16 protein-coding genes and 1 pseudogene are annotated in these 17,684 nt (G+C 59.1%); 2 read left to right on the forward strand and 15 right to left on the reverse strand.

All coding sequences use genetic code 11. From position 1 onward, the window contains the following. Positions 1–47 precede the first annotated feature (47 nt). Genes KGB18_RS26085 through KGB18_RS26110 form a run of 6 tightly spaced genes read right to left on the reverse strand, consistent with a single transcriptional unit; the run spans position 48 to position 5,690 of the window. Complete coding sequence (locus KGB18_RS26085) at positions 48–449, reverse strand: type IV pilin protein (RefSeq protein ID WP_048396484.1); 402 nt, start codon at positions 447–449, stop codon at positions 48–50. A 14-nt stretch (positions 450–463) separates the two neighbouring features. After that, complete coding sequence (locus tag KGB18_RS26090; RefSeq protein ID WP_123721401.1) at positions 464–3,583, reverse strand: pilus assembly protein; 3,120 nt, start codon at positions 3,581–3,583, stop codon at positions 464–466. Continuing rightward, positions 3,570–4,049 (reverse strand): PilX N-terminal domain-containing pilus assembly protein, encoded by a 480-nt coding sequence (locus KGB18_RS26095; RefSeq protein ID WP_123721400.1) that lies wholly within the window; start codon positions 4,047–4,049, stop codon positions 3,570–3,572. Before KGB18_RS26095 ends, KGB18_RS26090 begins: the two co-directional genes overlap by 14 nt. Positions 4,050–4,060: 11 nt before the next feature. Then, positions 4,061–4,774 carry a PilW family protein gene (locus KGB18_RS26100; protein WP_123721399.1) on the reverse strand — a complete coding sequence of 238 codons (714 nt, stop codon included), beginning with the start codon at positions 4,772–4,774 and terminating at the stop codon, positions 4,061–4,063. Next, positions 4,771–5,220, reverse strand: coding sequence for a type IV pilus modification protein PilV (gene pilV, locus KGB18_RS26105; RefSeq protein ID WP_123721398.1), 450 nt, complete (start codon positions 5,218–5,220; stop codon positions 4,771–4,773). The genes KGB18_RS26100 and pilV overlap by 4 nt, the downstream gene beginning before the upstream one ends. Next, positions 5,217–5,690 (reverse strand): GspH/FimT family pseudopilin, encoded by a 474-nt coding sequence (locus KGB18_RS26110; protein ID WP_008008702.1) that lies wholly within the window; start codon positions 5,688–5,690, stop codon positions 5,217–5,219. Before KGB18_RS26110 ends, pilV begins: the two co-directional genes overlap by 4 nt. A 131-nt stretch (positions 5,691–5,821) precedes the next feature. Between KGB18_RS26110 and KGB18_RS26115 the strand changes: the two are divergent. Beyond that, positions 5,822–6,377: pseudogene (locus tag KGB18_RS26115) on the forward strand (GspH/FimT family pseudopilin). Here the strand turns inward: KGB18_RS26115 and ispH are convergent. The 6 genes from ispH to murJ form a co-directional block, all read right to left on the reverse strand. Further along, the gene (ispH, locus tag KGB18_RS26120) at positions 6,346–7,293 is read right to left on the reverse strand and encodes a 4-hydroxy-3-methylbut-2-enyl diphosphate reductase (protein WP_033054296.1); all 948 of its coding nucleotides are present in this window, start codon (positions 7,291–7,293) and stop codon (positions 6,346–6,348) included. The pseudogene KGB18_RS26115 and the gene ispH sit on opposite strands and share 32 nt — an antisense overlap. Before the next feature lie 145 nt (positions 7,294–7,438). Next, the gene (fkpB, locus tag KGB18_RS26125; RefSeq protein WP_187326444.1) at positions 7,439–7,876 is read right to left on the reverse strand and encodes an FKBP-type peptidyl-prolyl cis-trans isomerase; all 438 of its coding nucleotides are present in this window, start codon (positions 7,874–7,876) and stop codon (positions 7,439–7,441) included. 7 nt (positions 7,877–7,883) lie between these two features. Beyond that, a complete protein-coding gene (gene lspA, locus KGB18_RS26130) occupies positions 7,884–8,396 on the reverse strand; it encodes a signal peptidase II (protein WP_038981489.1) in 513 nt (170 codons plus the stop codon). Continuing rightward, positions 8,389–11,220, reverse strand: a complete 2,832-nt coding sequence (ileS, locus tag KGB18_RS26135) for an isoleucine--tRNA ligase (protein WP_123721395.1) — start codon at positions 11,218–11,220, stop codon at positions 8,389–8,391. Before ileS ends, lspA begins: the two co-directional genes overlap by 8 nt. Next, the gene (gene ribF / locus KGB18_RS26140; RefSeq protein WP_223570724.1) at positions 11,221–12,171 is read right to left on the reverse strand and encodes a bifunctional riboflavin kinase/FAD synthetase; all 951 of its coding nucleotides are present in this window, start codon (positions 12,169–12,171) and stop codon (positions 11,221–11,223) included. A 129-nt stretch (positions 12,172–12,300) separates the two neighbouring features. Further along, positions 12,301–13,839: a murein biosynthesis integral membrane protein MurJ gene (gene murJ / locus KGB18_RS26145; RefSeq protein WP_123721393.1), complete on the reverse strand. Its 1,539-nt coding sequence runs from the start codon at positions 13,837–13,839 to the stop codon at positions 12,301–12,303. 252 nt (positions 13,840–14,091) lie between these two features. On the opposite strand from murJ, the gene rpsT reads away from it, so the two are divergent. Next, positions 14,092–14,370, forward strand: a complete 279-nt coding sequence (gene rpsT, locus KGB18_RS26150; RefSeq protein WP_003185593.1) for a 30S ribosomal protein S20 — start codon at positions 14,092–14,094, stop codon at positions 14,368–14,370. A gap of 186 nt (positions 14,371–14,556) precedes the next feature. On the opposite strand, the gene KGB18_RS26155 is transcribed toward rpsT, so the two are convergent. From KGB18_RS26155 to cgtA, 3 genes are all read right to left on the reverse strand, one after another. Then, positions 14,557–15,021 (reverse strand): CreA family protein, encoded by a 465-nt coding sequence (locus KGB18_RS26155; RefSeq protein WP_223570725.1) that lies wholly within the window; start codon positions 15,019–15,021, stop codon positions 14,557–14,559. 12 nt (positions 15,022–15,033) lie between these two features. Next, positions 15,034–16,152, reverse strand: coding sequence for a glutamate 5-kinase (gene proB / locus KGB18_RS26160; RefSeq protein ID WP_038981484.1), 1,119 nt, complete (start codon positions 16,150–16,152; stop codon positions 15,034–15,036). Between the two features lie 123 nt (positions 16,153–16,275). Next, positions 16,276–17,499 carry an Obg family GTPase CgtA gene (gene cgtA / locus KGB18_RS26165; RefSeq protein ID WP_123357345.1) on the reverse strand — a complete coding sequence of 408 codons (1,224 nt, stop codon included), beginning with the start codon at positions 17,497–17,499 and terminating at the stop codon, positions 16,276–16,278. Positions 17,500–17,684 lie beyond the last annotated feature (185 nt).

Below are 17,684 nucleotides of genomic sequence, written 5' to 3' on the forward strand. Positions count from 1 at the left end.
CAACCGTTCAATAGACAGAGGGCGTAAAGGGCGCCCGAAAAATAAACTCAGCGACCCCAGCAACTCTTGGTGGTCTGGCCGGCCGTCGCATTGACCATGCTTCTGACGCCCGTGTTGGTGAGCGTGAAGTCACCACACTTGTCGCTCGCCATGCTCGATCCGGCCTTGCGTGTTGCCGTCAGCAGGAAGGTCTGATCGGTCAGGGTCGGGGTGATGGTATAGAAATCATTGCCGGCGCTCAGACCGATGGCATTGGTGTAGACATTATTCTTCGAATAGAAGCGCTCGAGGATCTGTGCCTGTTCGGAAAGCAGCCCGGCCACTTCAGTACGGCGGCCCTTTTTTACATACTCGGTGAGGCTTGGATAGCCAATAGTGATGACGATCCCGATGATCGCAATCACGATCATGATTTCGATCAGGGTAAAACCTCGGTTGGATCTGCGCATGCCTCAACTCTCACTTACTGTATTTGTCGCCACATGATGCGACGGCCGCTGCCGCCACCGGATTTTTCCACCAGTGTGCTGATGCCGCCACCGGAGTCGTTCACAATCTTGCGGGAGGCGTCGTTGACGACCGCGTTCAGGGTCGGGATGCCGCCAGTGAAGATCACCCCACTGGAAATTGTGTCAGTGCTGTCGACCGTCCCGTCGGCATTGGTGTCGAGCACCGCGTAATTGAGCATCTTACCGCTGAACGCATCGAGTTCGATCAGTTTGCCGCTGCCGAAGCCGGCACAGGGGTCCGTGGTATCCATACTGGCCGTGGTAAACACGATTCGCCCCGATACCAGAGTGGCCTGATTGATCACTCGCTCTCCCGTCAGCACGTTGTTGTACACCAACGGCAAGTACCAGCCTTTCTTTGCCGGGTAGGTCACTTCGTTCTGGCTGGTGGTGATGAATTGCCCGGAGCTGCCCGAAAAAACGCCGGTCACCGCCTGCGCCTGCAAGCTGGAAGTGGTGATTTGCCCCGCGCCACCCTCCGCATCCCATACCGCGTAGAACGCCTGGAGATCCTTGTTGGTCTTGTCGGCGGCCTCATTTAATTTGCCGGTACCGAACAACACTTGCTTACCGCCCGATGCGTGATCGGCGAGCAATGGTTGTACGGTGATCGGTTGGGTCGCCCCTCCCGCCGTGGTGAACAACGGCTTGCCGGAAAACGCCACGCCCCAGGTGTCTGTGGTGGTGCCACTCAAATCGAACTTCCACAACCGCCCCTTCAAGTCGCCCCCATAGGCGGCCTGCACCACGTTCTGCGAGTTGACCCTGAGCTTCACCGACGACAAGCCGTTGGTGGTGTCTGTACTGTCGACCACGATCTTCTTGATCAGTGAGCCGTCGCGGATATCCACCACATACAGCGCTGCCACTCCGGAGTTGCTGCCATAACCGTTGGAGATAAACGCGGCCCAGCGACCATCGGCCAAGCGTGCCACTTCGGGGCGCGCATAGGCATAACCCAGATCATTGAAAACGTTCGCCGCATCAGCCGTGGCTGGTGCACTGATTTCCCACAACGCCCTGGTCACGTTACCGGCCGATGCGTCGAACAGCTGCAGCGCATAGAAGGTTTTGCCGCCCGCCCCTGTTCCACCAATCGCCAGGGTTTTCCAGGCGCTATCGAGTTGAGCATCGAACACACCGACCTGACCGTCGACCAAAAACTTGTGGCTTACACCGTTGATGTAAGTGAGGTCAGCGATGTAGCGCAATGATGGCAGCACACTGGAGGGCATATAGCCGTAGCGTCTGACACCGTTGGTCGAGTTGATGACGTTTACAAAACCGTCGTTGGCGTTCACCACCAGGCTGGAGTTCATGTTGGCGGCTTTGGTGGCGAGGTAGGTGCTGTAGGTGGTGTCACCCACCAGATCGGACGCGGTTTTGTCCGTGGGCGCGGCCAGCACGAGAGGCGAATTGATGATATCGCCGAGCAATACACTGCGCGTTTTCAAGCCGGTTTTATTGGTGCCCTTGCTCCACTCCACCAGATCACTACCGGTGATGCCGACGGGCAGCCCCTGGTTGAGAGAATCCTGCTGGACCGGGGAGAAGTTGCTGTAGGCCAGAGTGACAGCAGCTTTGGTCAGGGTATTCCAGGACTGGTAGGTCGGCGCGGTAGCACCGGGCACGATGGTGGTATCGGTCGTCCACAGCACCGCCGCCGTGTTCACCGCGCCCGCCGATGTGAAGCTAAAGGACTTGATAGTGCCCCGCCAGTCCTTGGGGTCGTAGGTGGTCTGGAAGTAGGCTGAGTTGCTGGTCAGGGTCGTACCGCTGGCAACGCCGCTGCCACCTGATCCGGCCTTGGAGGTGATGTCGCTCAAAGCCGAAGAAAGTGCGCTGTTCAGTCCCGTGCCATCAGTCGCCTGGTAGTACCTTCCCTGTCCGTAGGTCGCGGCATCCGCCAGCATCTGGTTTGCCGCGGTGAAACCCACGGTATAGGTATTCATGTTCTGCCGGGAAAAATCCAGGGCATCCCAGCTTTTGCCCGTAGCATCGGTTCCCGTGGAGCGCATGTCGATGTCGAAGGCGAACTTGGCGATGTCATCCAGGAACAGGGTGTCGCCCTGATCATCGCCGAAGAGGTTGGCGCCATCGTTATTGCTGATACCGTCCCAGTTCGGTAACTGGCTACCACCCAGCGGATCGTCGGTCGGAAAGGTTCGGTCGTAGGTCGGCAGACCACCGGTGATTACAACGCCGTAATTTCTCTGGCAGCGATACTGAATCGGACTGGTGTAGGTGGTGGGTGTCGAGTTGTTGTACGGCGCCATGCCACGGAAATAGCGGGTGATCTCGTAATAGGCTTCCGCCAGGGGCGTATTGGCCTCCGCGCTCAGTTCGTCGATTCCGGCGATCAATGCGTTGTAGTTGGTATCGGCCTGAGCCTGGGTCACGGTGCCGCTGACTGCCGACAAATCACTGACCGAACGGACGATGTAACCGCCGTCATTCTTATGGTTGCCGACCGCCAGGTTGAACGTCGCGAGGCCGATGCGCAGCGAGCGGTTGCTGGCCACCAACGTCTTGGAAACGTTGCGAGCCACATTCATCCGGTAATCATTGGGGATCGAGCCATCGGTGAAATCCCGGTCGGCGTTGTTCGCCAAGCTTATCAAATAGGACAGGTAATTCGCCGTATATAGCGTGTCCTCGCTCCCCACCGGATCGGGAAGCTTGAGGCAAAGCGACTCCAGACCGGTAGAGCTGTTGTTATAAAAACCGTACCAATCCTTCGAACATGTTCCTCGAGTCAAGCTCGACAAAGCAATATTGGTATCGGTCATGTCAAGCTCGCGGCCTTTCTTGCACGAACCATTGGAGAGGCAAATAGTCACCGGGGTGCGCGCGACCGTCGGGTCGAAGCCTGCCGCCCAGATAATGCTGTTCATACTCTTCGAGTCGTCGAGTAACAGCATTACATTGGGCGCCACGGCGGCGGCGTTCAACAGCGGCGAATCCGAGGGCGTGAAGGCGTAAGTCGGCGCTGCCAGATAAAGACTCAACGCCGCGCCGCAGAACAACTGCAACAACCAACGGCGCCAGCCTGTACGGGTCTCAGTACTTCGCATAGATACTCTCCACCACACTGCGCGAATTGCCCGCGATGCCCACGGCGGTCACCCGGTACAGCGTTGCCGACGTGTTGCTCGGCACGTTCACGGCCGTCAGGGTGGTGCCGATGTTCTGCACCCCGTAAAAGCCGCTGCCGGAGGCGATCCAGGTCACCCCCGAGGTGGAGTTGAACCCGGCGGTGGTAATGACCGACACCTCGACTGGCGGGGCGCATTGGCTGGTACCGCTGCAAACCGGCAATGAATAGGTGTCCAGTTGCACCGCGCTTTCGCCGACACGCAATGCCGCTTCTGCGCCCTGGAACGACTGATTACGCAGGATCACGCTGCCGGCCATTTTTTCCTGCAACGTAGCGCTCTGCATCGACGAAAGCCCGATCAACGTCAGCACCAGGAGAAACACCAGGCTGACCAACAGCGCCATGCCGCGCTGGGCGTGAGGGGTCATGGGAGCAATACTCATCGACCCTCCCCTCATGGCAACCGGTTGCGCAAGGCGGCAACCACGTTGAAGGTTTGTTCGTGTACCCGGCCGTTCGGGTCGGTTAGCGTCAGCGTCAGTCGCACACTGCGGATTCGTGCAGGATCGGATGGGTTGCTGCTATAGGTGGAGGCGGCCGTATCCGTGGCCGAACTGGCGAGGCCGAAGCTCACATTGAAGGCACTGACGTTGTTCACCAGCACCTGCTGCGTCGGCGTGCCGGCACCAGAGCCCATCAGCAGCTGGTTGTTGCTGAAGCTGTAGACCAATCGCCGGATCGGAAATGCCAACTGCCCCGATGCCGGGATGCGTGCACCGGTGTAGGCCGTCGCGATATTGCGGCAATCGGAAATCACCGTCCAGGTCGGCACCCCGCCACTGCCACCGACATCCGCGGTGACGAGCGTTAATTTGAGGTTGGCATTGTCCCAACTGATCGGCGTGATTTGACTGGCATTGAAATTCCCTGCCGAGCTGGAGTCGATAATCGTGCCCAGGCAACCGAACATGCCAACCATGCGGATTTCCTGAATCATTTTGCTCAGGACGAACCGTGCATCTTCCTGCATGCCGGCGGCAGTGTTCTGACTGACGTAGGTATTTTTAGCTGCGATGAAGATCTGCGCCACGCCAAGAACCACGACCAGACTCAACGCCAGGGCGATCAGTAACTCGATCAGGCCGAAACCTTTGCTGGCTCTGATCATGGTGTCGTCGCCGGATCAACGGTGGCGCGGCTGACAACGACGAAGCTGCGGCGCGAGTCGGCGGTATTGGCGGCCCGCGAGTCGTCCCAGGTAATGGTAATGGTGTACACCCGCTGGTTGCGGGTGATGCTACCGGTCGCTGTGGCGCCGCCGAAATTGACGATGTTGGTGGTGAAATCGTAAAGATCCTGATCCCGGGCCACGCTCAGGTTGCCCGAGGTCGGTGGCGTAACGGTGTAATCGGCGCCGGAGTTGGCGCGAATGCGGTCCATCATGTCGTAGGCGATAAAACTCGCCTGACTGGTCATCCGCGAGCTATCGGTGTATTTCAGCGCATTGAGCTGAATCGCCGCCGCGCCCAACAACCCCACGGCCAGAACCAACAACGCGACCAGTACCTCGATCAGCGTCATGCCCTCCTGTGCACGCTTGCTCCAACCCCTCATCCGCAACTTCCACCCAATAGAATTCGTCCGTTCAAACACACATTCAACGTCCGGCTCTGCGCCCCCAGTACATAGCTGATCACGACTGCCGTGGACGGTGCCGACAAACCGCCCAGATTGTTGAAATCAATAGCGGTCACTCCTGAGGTTAGCGTCAGAGTTGCACCACTGCTCATCGCTGGAACAACCCGCAATACATTGGCCGGATTGCCGGTACCGTCATAAACGGTCAGATCGCCGGTCCAGACACTCCCGCCTGCTGTCGGACGAACCCGGGTGGTAATGCCCCGGTCGATCGCCTCAAGCCGGGCGTAATTGAGCGCGCGTTGCAGGTCGCCGATCTCGGTGTCGGCCTTGGTGCTTTGCACCGAGCGGGTAAACGCCGGAACAGCAAGGCTGATCAGGATCAGAAACACGGCGAGCGTGATCAGCAGCTCGATCAGCGTGAAACCTTTTGTACGATGATCCATCAGTGCCCTCCGTTGCCGTCGGCTATACCTGCTTCTACACGCTAGAACATCCGACCGGCAGATGTACGGTTGTTTTGCCATTACTCGCGCAGGGATCGTGCGGGCCGCAGCACTCCAGGGAAGGAAATGACATGCATCAGCAAGGTTTCAGCCTGATCGAACTGCTCATGGGACTGACAATTGTCGGGATTGTTCTGCAACTGGTCAGCCCGGCGTTCGCCGCACTGACAGAATCGAACCATCGGGAGCAGGCGGCGCAGTCGATTGTCAGTGGTATGCGTAATGCCAGAACAGCTGCTATCACACGCAATCAGAGTGTTGTGATACACGGCATCAACGGCGACTGGGGTCAGGGCTGGCGGATCATTCTGGATGTCAGTGGCAAAGGCCCGGAGGACAGCAGCAATCCACTACTGGTTGAGCACGCGAGTAGCACCCGGGTGCCGATTGTCGGCAATTGGGCGGTCAGGCGTTTCGTGCGTTTCAGCAGTCTGGGCGAACCGCTGATGCCCGGACGGGCCTTTCAAGCGGGGACATTGCATCTATGCGCAAGCCACGAACCGGTGAGTCAGCTCCAGGTGGTGCTGGCCCGGACCGGCCGCGTCAGCCTGCGCAGCCATAAGGCTGAGCAGGCGTTGTGTCCGGGGGGAAAACGTTAAAGCAACGAACGCACGCGCAATTCTTTAGGCATGGAGAACGTGATGTTCTCCTCGCGGCCGGCCAGTTCATCGGCCCCGGTGGCGCCCCAGGCCTGCAATTGCTGGATCACACCACGCACCAGTACTTCCGGAGCGGAGGCTCCGGCCGTGATGCCAATACGCTCGACACCGTCGAACCAGCTCTTTTGCAGGTCTTCGGCGCCGTCGATCAGATAGGCCGGGGTGGCCATGCGTTCAGCCAGTTCACGCAGGCGATTGGAGTTGGAACTGTTCGGGCTGCCGACCACCAGCACCACGTCGCATTCGTCTGCCAACTGCTTGACGGCGTCCTGACGGTTTTGCGTGGCGTAGCAGATATCGTCCTTGCGCGGACCTCCGATGGCCGGGAACCGAGTACGCAGGGCGTCGATCACGCGACTGGTATCGTCCATGGACAGGGTGGTCTGGGTGACGAAGGCCAGTTTTTCAGGGTTGTTTACTTGCAACGCGGCGACGTCTTTCTCGTCCTCGACCAGATAGATCGCGCCACCATTGCTGCCATCGTACTGGCCCATGGTGCCTTCGACTTCCGGGTGACCGGCGTGGCCGATGAGGATGCATTCACGGCCGTCGCGGCTGTAGCGCGCGACTTCGATGTGTACCTTGGTCACCAGCGGGCAGGTAGCGTCGAACACCTTCAGGCCACGGCCAGCGGCTTCGGTGCGCACGGCCTGGGAAACGCCATGGGCGCTGAAGATCACGATCACGTCATCCGGCACCTGATCCAGCTCTTCGACGAAGATCGCCCCACGGGCGCGCAGGTCTTCGACGACGAATTTGTTGTGGACCACTTCGTGGCGCACGTAGATCGGCGGCCCGAAGACTTCCAGGGCGCGGTTGACGATTTCGATCGCCCGGTCCACACCGGCGCAGAAGCCACGGGGGTTGGCGAGTTTGATTTGCATGCTGTGCCTCGTGTCTTGCGCGCAAGAAATAGCGAAAACAGTGAAAAAACTACTGTGGGAGCGAGCCTGCTCGCGAAAGCGGTGCGTCAGTCAACATTGATGTTGAATGTGATGACGCCATCGCGAGCAGGCTCGCTCCCACAAGTTACAGCGCTTTGACGTTGAAGATCTCGACGTCAAAGGTCAAGGTTTTACCGGCCAGCGGGTGGTTGAAGTCGATGGTCACCTGAGCGTCATCGAATTCTTTCACCACACCGGGCAGCTCAGTATTGGCCGCATCGTTGAAGATCACCAGCAAGCCAGGCGACAGTTCCATATCCTTGAACTGCGAGCGCGGGATGATCTGCACATTTTGCGGGTTCGGTTGACCAAAAGCGTTTTCCGGCTCGATGGTCAGGGTGCGTTTGTCGCCGGCCTTAAAGCCGAACAGCGCTGCTTCGAAACCTGGCAACAGGTTGCCGTCGCCAACCTTGAAGGTCGCCGGGGCTTTGTCGAAGGTACTGTCGACGGTGTCGCCGTTCTCCAGACGCAATGCAAAGTGCAAGGTGACTTCCGTGTTCTGGCCGATGCGTTGCTCAGCCAATACCTGTTCAGTCATGAACGGTTTCTCCGGTCTTTTTACTTTTGAACATATCCAGTGCAAGCATCACGGCACCGACAGAAATTGCGCTGTCGGCAAAGTTGAACGCCGGGAAGTACCAGCGGTTCTGCCAATGCACCAGAATGAAATCGATCACATGGCCCAGGGCAATGCGGTCGTACAGGTTACCCAACGCGCCACCCAGCACCAGCGCCAAGGCGACTGCCAGCCAGGTTTCGTTGCGCCCCAGGCGCTTGAGCCAGATCACCAGCACCGCACTGACCACCACCGCGATCAGGGCGAACAGCCAGCGCTGCCAGCCCGAGCTGTCAGCCAGGAAACTGAACGCCGCGCCGGTGTTGTAAGCCAGGGTCCAGCTGAAGTAATCGGGGATTACCACGATTTGCTGGTACATGCTCAGCGAGCCTTCGAAGTAGAACTTGCTGGCCTGGTCGATGACCAGGACCAGCAAACTCAACCAGAGCCAGCTCAGCCGTCCGAAACGGCCAACGGCGTTAGGCATAGTGACGAACCTCGCCAGCGCCGCTGATGTTGTCTACGCAACGACCGCAGATTTCCGGATGCTCCGGGTTCACGCCGACGTCTTCACGGCAGTGCCAGCAACGGGCGCACTTGGCATGGCTCGACTTGACCACTTGCAGTTTCAAACCGCCGACTTCGGTGACCACGGCATCGCCCGGCGCCTGAACGAACGGCGCAACGGTAGCAGTCGAGGTAATCAACACGAAGCGCAGTTCGTTGCTCAGTTTGGCCAGATCGGCGCTCAGCGCGTCTTCGGCGAACAGCGTCACTTCGGCTTGCAGGTTGCCACCGACGGCCTTCGCCGCGCGCTGGATTTCCATTTCCTTGTTGACCGCCACCTTCACCGCCATGATCCGCTCCCAGTAGGCGCGGTCCAGTTCGAAGCCTTCCGGCAATTCGGTCAGGCCTTCGTACCAGGTGTTGAGCATCACAGACTCGTTACGCTCGCCCGGCAGGTACTGCCACAGCTCGTCGGCGGTGAACGCCAGGATCGGCGCGATCCAGCGCACCAGCGCTTCGCTGATGTGGTACAGCGCGGTTTGCGCCGAACGACGGGCCTTGCTGTTGGCGCCAGTGGTGTACTGACGGTCCTTGATGATATCGAGGTAGAAACCGCCCAGCTCCTGCACGCAGAAGTTGTGGATCTTGGAGTAGACGTTCCAGAAGCGGTATTCGCCGTAGTGCTCTTGCAGCTCGCGTTGCAGCAGCAGGGTGCGATCCACCGCCCAACGGTCCAGCGCCAGCATTTCTTCGGCCGGCAGGATGTCGGTGGCCGGGTTGAAACCGGTCAGGTTGGAAAGCAGGAAGCGCGCGGTGTTACGGATGCGCCGGTAGGCGTCCGCACTGCGTTGCAGGATCTGCTCGGAAACCGCCATTTCACCCGAATAGTCGGTAGAAGCGACCCACAGACGCATGATATCGGCACCCAGGGTGTCGTTGACCTTCTGCGGCGCGATGACGTTGCCCAAAGACTTGGACATTTTGCGACCGGACTCGTCAACGGTGAAACCGTGGGTCAGCAGCTCTCGGTACGGGGCGTGGTCGTCGATGGCGCAACCGGTCAGCAACGACGAGTGGAACCAGCCGCGGTGTTGGTCCGAACCTTCCAGGTACAGGTCGGCACGTGGACCGGTCTCGTGGCCCATCGAGTGCGAGCCGCGCAGGACGTGCCAGTGCGTGGTGCCCGAGTCGAACCAGACGTCCAGGGTATCGCTGATCTTGTCGTACAGCGGCGCTTCTTCACCGAGCAACTCGGCGGCGTCCATCTTGAACCAGGCTTCGATGCCTTCAACTTCGACGCGCTGGGCGACGATTTCCATCAGCTCGACGGTGCGTGGGTGCAGCTCACCGCTTTCCTTGTTCAGGAAGAACGGGATCGGCACGCCCCAGTTGCGCTGACGGGAGATGCACCAGTCAGGACGGTTGGCGATCATCGAGTGCAGCCGCGCCTGGCCCCAGGCCGGAACGAACTTGGTCTCTTCAATGGCTTTGATCGCCCGCTTGCGCAGGGTTTCGCCAGTCGCAGGCTCTTTGTCCATGCCGATGAACCACTGCGCAGTGGCGCGGTAGATCAGCGGAGTCTTGTGACGCCAGCAATGCATGTAGCTGTGTTCAATGGTTTCGGTGTGCAGCAGCGCGCCAACTTCCGACAGTTTGTCGACGATGGCCGGGTTGGCCTTCCAGATGAACTGGCCGCCGAAGAACTCCAGCGATGTCGCGTACACGCCGTTGCTTTGCACCGGATTGAGGATGTCGTCGTTTACCATGCCATAGGCTTTGCAGGTCACGAAGTCGTCTACGCCGTAGGCTGGCGAGGAGTGAACCACGCCGGTGCCCGCGCCCAGTTCGACGTATTCGGCCAGGTAAACCGGCGACAGACGATCGTAGAACGGGTGACGGAAGTTAATCAGTTCCAGTTCTTTACCGGTGGTGGTCGCAATGACCGAACCTTCCAGGCTGTAGCGGGCAAGGCACGACTCGACCAGCTCTTCAGCCAGCACCAGCAGTTTGTCGCCGACGTCGACCAGGGCGTAGTTGAATTCCGGGTGAACGTTCAACGCCTGGTTGGCCGGGATGGTCCACGGGGTGGTGGTCCAGATCACGATCGAGGCGGGTTTGCCCAGAGACGGCAGACCGAACGCGGCAGCCAGTTTGGCTTCATCAGAGATCGGGAAGGCCACGTCGATGGTCGCGGATTTTTTGTTCTCGTACTCGACTTCCGCTTCAGCCAGGGCCGAACCGCAGTCAAAGCACCAGTTCACAGGCTTCAGGCCCTTGAACACGAAGCCACCCTTGACGATTTCCGCCAGGGCGCGGATTTCACCGGCCTCGTTTTTGAAGTCCATGGTCTTGTACGGGTTGGCGAAGTCGCCCAACACGCCCAGACGAATGAATTCGGACTTCTGACCTTCGATTTGCTCGGTGGCGTAGGCACGGCACAGTTCGCGGGTCTTGTCCGCGCCCAGGTTCTTGCCGTGGGTCACTTCGACTTTGTGCTCGATCGGCAGACCGTGGCAGTCCCAGCCCGGAACATAAGGCGCGTCGAAACCCGACAGGGTTTTCGAGCGGATAATCATGTCCTTTAGAATCTTGTTCAGCGCATGACCGATGTGAATCGTGCCGTTGGCGTACGGAGGACCGTCGTGAAGTACGAACTTCGGACGATCCTTGCCAATCTCGCGCAACTTACCGTACAGGCCAATGCTGTCCCAGCGCTGCAGAATCTGCGGTTCGCGCTGAGGCAGGCCGGCCTTCATTGGGAAGGCGGTGTCCGGAAGGTTTAGCGTGGCTTTATAGTCGGTCATTTAAGGCTCTTCATTAGCGATTGGCGCTAGGTGCGACAGGGCACGGGCGGCGGCGACATCCGCATTGATCGCCGTCTTAAGCGCCTCCAGAGAGGCGAAACGCTGCTCTTCACGCAGCTTGTGGTGGAAAACCACCGTCAAACGCCGGTCATACAGATCGCCGGCAAAATCTAAAAGGTGTACTTCGAGGTGGGCTTTGCCATCACCTTGGACCGTTGGCCGCACGCCGATATTGGCGACGCCTGGCCAGGTCTTGCCGTCGATGTCGACGTTGACCAGATAAACCCCGGACAGCGGCACACGACGACGCTTGAGTTGTATGTTGGCGGTCGGCGTACCGAGCTGGCGCGCCAGCTTCTGGCCGTGCAGCACTCGCCCGGCAATCCGGTACGGACGACCGAGTAGCCGCTCGGCCAAGGCAAAATCTGCAGCGGCCAGGGCGTTACGCACCTGAGTGCTGCTGACACGAATGCCGTCCAGCTCGACGGTCTGCGCCGCTTCGACGGTAAACCCCTGAAGGACGCCAGCCTGCTGCAGGAAATTGAAATCCCCTAGCCGGTCGCAGCCGAAACGGAAATCGTCGCCGACTTCCAGATGCTGTACGCCGAGGCCGTCCACCAGAATAGTATCGACGAATTCGCTGGCGCTGAGTTTGCTCAGGCGCTGATTGAAAGCCAGGCACAGCACCCGGTCGACACCTTCCATGGCCAGCAGCTGCAGTTTGTCCCGCAGGCGGGCCAGACGGGCCGGGGCGGTGTCCGGGGCGAAGAATTCTCGCGGCTGCGGCTCAAAAATCACCACGCAGCTGGGCACGCCCAACTCGAGCGCACGCTCACGCAGCCGGGCCAGGATAGCCTGGTGACCACGGTGAACACCGTCAAAGTTGCCAATAGTGGCGACACAGCCCCGATGCTGGGGGCGCAGGTTGTGGAGGCCTCGAACCAGCTGCATAACGCGCTTCTTGCTCATAAAGTGGTCGATTATAACCACACCCGGCGGCCGACGACAGGCAACACCGTAACCCAAAGTGATCGAGCCGACAAAACCGCCGGCTCGCCCGTGTTTATCGAGACAAAAGCCTCAGCTCAGCGCTTTGCGATTGAAGTCGCGCAAACGGAAGCCCATCAACAGCAACATGCCGAAATAGACCACCACGCCGGCGATTACCAATGCACCCAGTCGAAGTAAACGCTCCAGCATATGCCCTTCCGCCCAAGCCGGCATAAAGTGCATTGCACCCAGCAATACCGCGGACATCACCGCCACCGCCACCAGCAGTTTGAGCCCGAACTTTGCCCAGCCCGGTTGCGGCTGATACATCTGCTGCTTGCGCAGCTGATAGAACAACAGCCCGGCATTGATGCAGGCGCCCGCGCTGATGGCCAGGGCCAGACCGGCATGAGCCAGCGGACCGATCAGTACCAGGTTGAACAGCTGAGTAACGATCAGGGTGAAAATCGCGATTTTTACCGGGGTCCGGATGTTTTGTTGCGCATAAAAGCCCGGCGCCAACACTTTGATCACGATAATCCCCAACAAACCGACGGAATAGGCAATCAGCGCGCGCTGGGTCATGGCCGCATCGAAAGCGCTGAACTGACCGTACTGGAACAGCGAAACCGTTAGCGGCTCAGCCAGAATCCCCAGCGCCAGGGCGCACGGCAACACCAGCATGAAGCACAGGCGCAGCCCCCAATCGAGGATCCGCGAGTATTCGTGGCGATCCTGGCTGGCATAGGTCCTGGCCAGCGTCGGCAGCAGAATCGTGCCCAGAGCCACACCCAGCACGCCGGATGGCAATTCCATCAGGCGATCGGCGTAATACATCCAGGAAACGGAACCGGCCACCAAAAACGAAGCAAATATAGTGTTGATGATCAGCGAAATCTGGCTCACCGAAACGCCGATGATCGCTGGCAGCATCTGCTTCATGACCCGCCAGACGCCGCTATCGCGCAGATTCAGGCGCGGCAGCACCAGCATGCCGATTTTCTTCAGGTGCGGCAGCTGAAACAGCAATTGCGCCAGACCGCCCACCAGAACGGCCCAGCCCAGCGCCATTACCGGCGGATCGAAATACGGCGTCAGGAACACCGCAAAAATGATCATGCTGACATTGAGCAGGGTCGGCACGAAGGCTGGCACCGAGAAGCGATTCCAGGTATTGAGGATCGCTCCGGCCAATGAAGACAGGGAGATCAGCAATATATAAGGAAAAGTGACCCGTAGCAGATCGGTGGTCAGCTCGAATTTTTCCGGGGTCGTGACGAAACCCGGTGCCGTGGCCCAGATGACCCAAGGCGCGGCGAGCATGCCCAGCGCAGTGACCAGCGCCAGCACCAGCGTCAGCAGGCCCGAGACATAAGCAATGAAGGTTCGCGTCGCCTCCTCGCCCTGCTGACTTTTGTATTCGGCGAGAATCGGCACGAAGGCCTGGGAAAATGCTCCCTCGGCGAAGATCCGCCGCAGCAGATTGGGCAGTTTGAAGGCGATAAAGAAGGCGTCGGTCGCCATTCCCGCACCAAATGCGCGAGCGATAAGGGTGTCGCGAACAAACCCCAAAACCCGGGAGAGCATCGTGATAGAGCTGACAGCGGCCAACGATTTGAGCAGATTCATTGAAAGAGTTTTTGCCTGTCGATAAACAGCAGGCGAACAACGCGCCCACTTATGCGATACTCCGCGCCGCAACAGCACAGAGCCAAAGCTCGCGAGTTTACAGGTCGCACGCCGGAAAGAAATATCCCGACGTTCTATACCTGCCACTTAGCGGATCGTTTCAACCGCCCTTGACAAGACATCAACTCATCGGCATGATTCGCGGCCTATTTTGTTTGCTATTTCCTAAAAAGTCTTTCGAGGAGCTCGACGGTGGCCAACACACCTTCCGCCAAAAAACGTGCAAAACAGGCTGAGAAGCGTCGCAGCCACAACGCCAGCCTGCGTTCCATGGTTCGTACCTACATCAAGAATGTAGTTAAAGCCATCGACGCAAAAGACGCTGAAAAAGCTCAAGCTGCTTACGTTCTGGCTGTGCCAGTTATCGACCGTATGGCCGATAAAGGCATCATCCACAAGAACAAAGCTGCTCGTCATAAGAGCCGCCTGAATGGCCACGTAAAGGCCCTGAACGTTGCCGCTGCTGCCTAAGCGACACGCTCATTAAAAAACCGACCTCAGGGTCGGTTTTTTATTGCCTGCGATTTATCAGACACACCGCAAAAAAAAATGTGGAAGCGAGCCTGCTCGCGATTGCGGACGCCCAGCCAGCATAGATGCTGAATGTCAGTCCGCTATCGCGAGCAGGCTCGCCCCCACACTTCGACCTGCGTCAGATTATTGAGCGTGCGTCCACGGTAGAATCGGAATCGCCGTCACCGCATTCTGCGGGCTGCCCTCGATCAAACGATCGCTATAAACCAGATACACCAGCGTATTACGCTTCTTGTCGAGGAATCGCACCACCTGCATGGTCTTGAACACCAAGGACGTGCGCTCCTTGAACACCTCCTCGCCATCCTTGAGCTCACCCTTGAAGTTGATCGGCCCGACCTGACGACACGCTATAGATGCCTCGGCGCGATCCTCAGCCAGACCCAACCCACCCTTTACGCCGCCAGTCTTGGCGCGCGACAGGTAGCAAGTCACGCCATCCACCTTCGGATCATCAAACGCTTCGACAACGATACGGTCGTTCGGACCAACAAATTTGAACACCGTCGACACCTGGCCAATTTCATCGGCCGAGGCCAACAGCGGCATCGCCAACAACAAGCCCAACAATCCTTTTGCCAAACGCATTCAGGTATTCCTTCAGACCAGAATCAGGTTATCGCGGTGAACCAGTTCCGGCTCCGCCATGTAACCCAGCAGACCGACAATCGCCTCAGACGACTGACCGATGATTTTTTGTGCTTCCAGAGCGCTGTAGTTAGCCAGGCCACGGGCGATTTCACGACCGTCCGGCGCCACGCAGACCACCATTTCGCCACGACGGAAACTGCCCTGGACCAGCTTGACGCCCACCGGCAGCAAACTTTTGTTGCCTTGAGACAACGCCGTCACCGCCCCCGCATCCAGCACCAGCGTTCCGCGGGTTTGCAGATGCCCGGCCAGCCATTGCTTGCGTGCCGCCAGCATGCCGCGCTCAGGTGACAGCAAGGTGCCGATGCGCTCGCCCGCCTTGAGACGATCCAGCACTCGCTCAATGCGCCCACCGACAATGATAGTGTGCGCACCGGAACGCGCCGCCAGACGCGCAGCGCGCAACTTGGTCTGCATACCGCCACGACCCAGTGCACCGCCAGTGCTGCCAGCCACCGCATCCAGTGCCGGATCATCGGCACGCGCCTCGTAAATCAGCTTGGCATCGGGATTGTTGCGCGGATCGGCATCGAACATGCCATCGCGATCGGTGAGGATCACCAGCAAATCGGCTTCGACCAGGTTCGCCACCAGCGCCGCCAACGTGTCGTTGTCGCCGAAACGGATTTCGTCAGTGACCACGGTGTCGTTCTCGTTGATCACCGGGATCACCTTGAGCTCGACCAGCGCGCGCAGCGTACTGCGAGCGTTCAGGTAGCGCTTGCGGTCGGACAAATCGTCGTGAGTCAGGAGAATCTGCGCGGTATGCCGGCCATGCTCGGCAAAGCTCGACTCCCAGGCTTGCACCAACCCCATCTGACCGATGGCGGCAGCGGCCTGCAACTCGTGCATTGCACTGGGTCGTACAGTCCAGCCCAGACGGCTCATACCCGCCGCCACTGCCCCGGAGGACACCAGTACCAGCTCAACACCCGCCTCGTGCAGGGCAACCATCTGCTCGACCCAGACACCCATTGCCGCGCGATCCAGGCCTTTGCCGTCCGCCGTCAGCAAAGCGCTGCCGATCTTCACGACCCAACGCTGCGCACCTGTCACCTTGCTCCGCATCATCTTCAACCTTAGCTTGAGGACAGCACGACCCAGCGCTGCCCGTAACGTTATTCGTGACTACCGATTTCCAGATACTAAAACGCCGCTCTAGTGAGCGGCGCTTAAGTTTATCGCAACGAATCAGTCACGCACGTAAATGATTTCCGGACCGTCTTCGTCATCCACATCTTCTTCGTCCCAATCGTCTTCACCGATGTCATGGACCGACTTCACGCCACTGCGACGCAGGGCACGCTGATCGTCCAGCGCCTGCAACTGGGCGCGCGCCTCATCTTCGATGCGCTGATCGAGCTCGGCCAACTCTTCCTTGTAGGCCGGGTCGTTAGCCAGACGATCGGCACGATCTTCCAGGTAACGCATGATGTCGTGGCAAAGACGCTCAGTGCCTTGCTTGGCGATTGCGGAGATCACGTAGACCGGACCGGTCCACTCCAGACGATCAACGATTTCCTTGACGCGAGCATCGTGCTCTTCTTCAAGGATCTGGTCGCACTTGTTCAGCACCAGCCAGCGATCACGCTCAGCCAGGGACGGGCTGAACTTGGTCAGCTCGCTGACGATTACTTCGGCGGCATCCGGAGCACTGGTGTCATCCAGCGGCGCCATGTCGACGAGGTGCAGCAGCAGACGGGTACGCGACAAGTGCTTGAGGAAACGAATCCCCAGGCCCGCGCCGTCGGAAGCACCTTCGATCAGACCCGGAATGTCCGCCACCACGAAGCTCTTCCAGCGATCGACGCTGACCACACCCAGGTTCGGCACCAGAGTGGTGAACGGGTAGTCGGCGACTTTCGGCTTGGCGGCCGATACCGAGCGAATGAAGGTACTTTTGCCAGCGTTCGGCAAACCAAGCAGACCGACGTCCGCCAACACCTTCATCTCCAGCTTCAGGTCGCGCTGCTCACCCGGCTTGCCCGGCGTGGTCTGGCGCGGTGCCCGGTTGGTGCTGGATTTGAAACGAGTGTTACCCAGACCGTGCCAGCCGCCGTGAGCCACCAGCAGACGCTGGCCGGCCTTGGTCAGGTCGCCGATCACTTCCTGAGTCGCGGAATCGATGACAGTAGTGCCGACCGGAACGCGCAGCACCAGCTCCTCACCTTTCTTGCCGGTGCAGTCAGTGCTGCCGCCGTTGGAACCACGCTCGGCATCGAAGTGCCGGGTGTAACGGTAGTCCACCAGGGTGTTGAGGTTTTCGTCGGCGACCATGTAGACCGAGCCGCCATCACCACCGTCACCGCCGTTCGGGCCACCGTTTTCAATGAATTTTTCGCGACGGAAGCTCATGCAACCGTTGCCGCCGTCCCCGGCCTTTACTCGAATCGATACTTCATCAACAAACTTCATAACAAAACGCCTCTCGCCATACGGACGAGCCGAAAAAACCTAGACATAAGACTCTTGCAAAAATGAGCGCAGCGACCTCAATCAACGACCGCCAATACAGCGCTGGAGCCCATCACAAACAGCTTTGCAAGAGACTCACCCCACAAACGAAAAAGCCCCGTCGCAAGACAGGGCTTTTCCAGCAA

It is taken from the genome of Pseudomonas sp. BF-R-26, from assembly GCF_019947395.1.
Classification (GTDB): Bacteria; Pseudomonadota; Gammaproteobacteria; order Pseudomonadales; family Pseudomonadaceae; genus Aquipseudomonas; species Aquipseudomonas farris.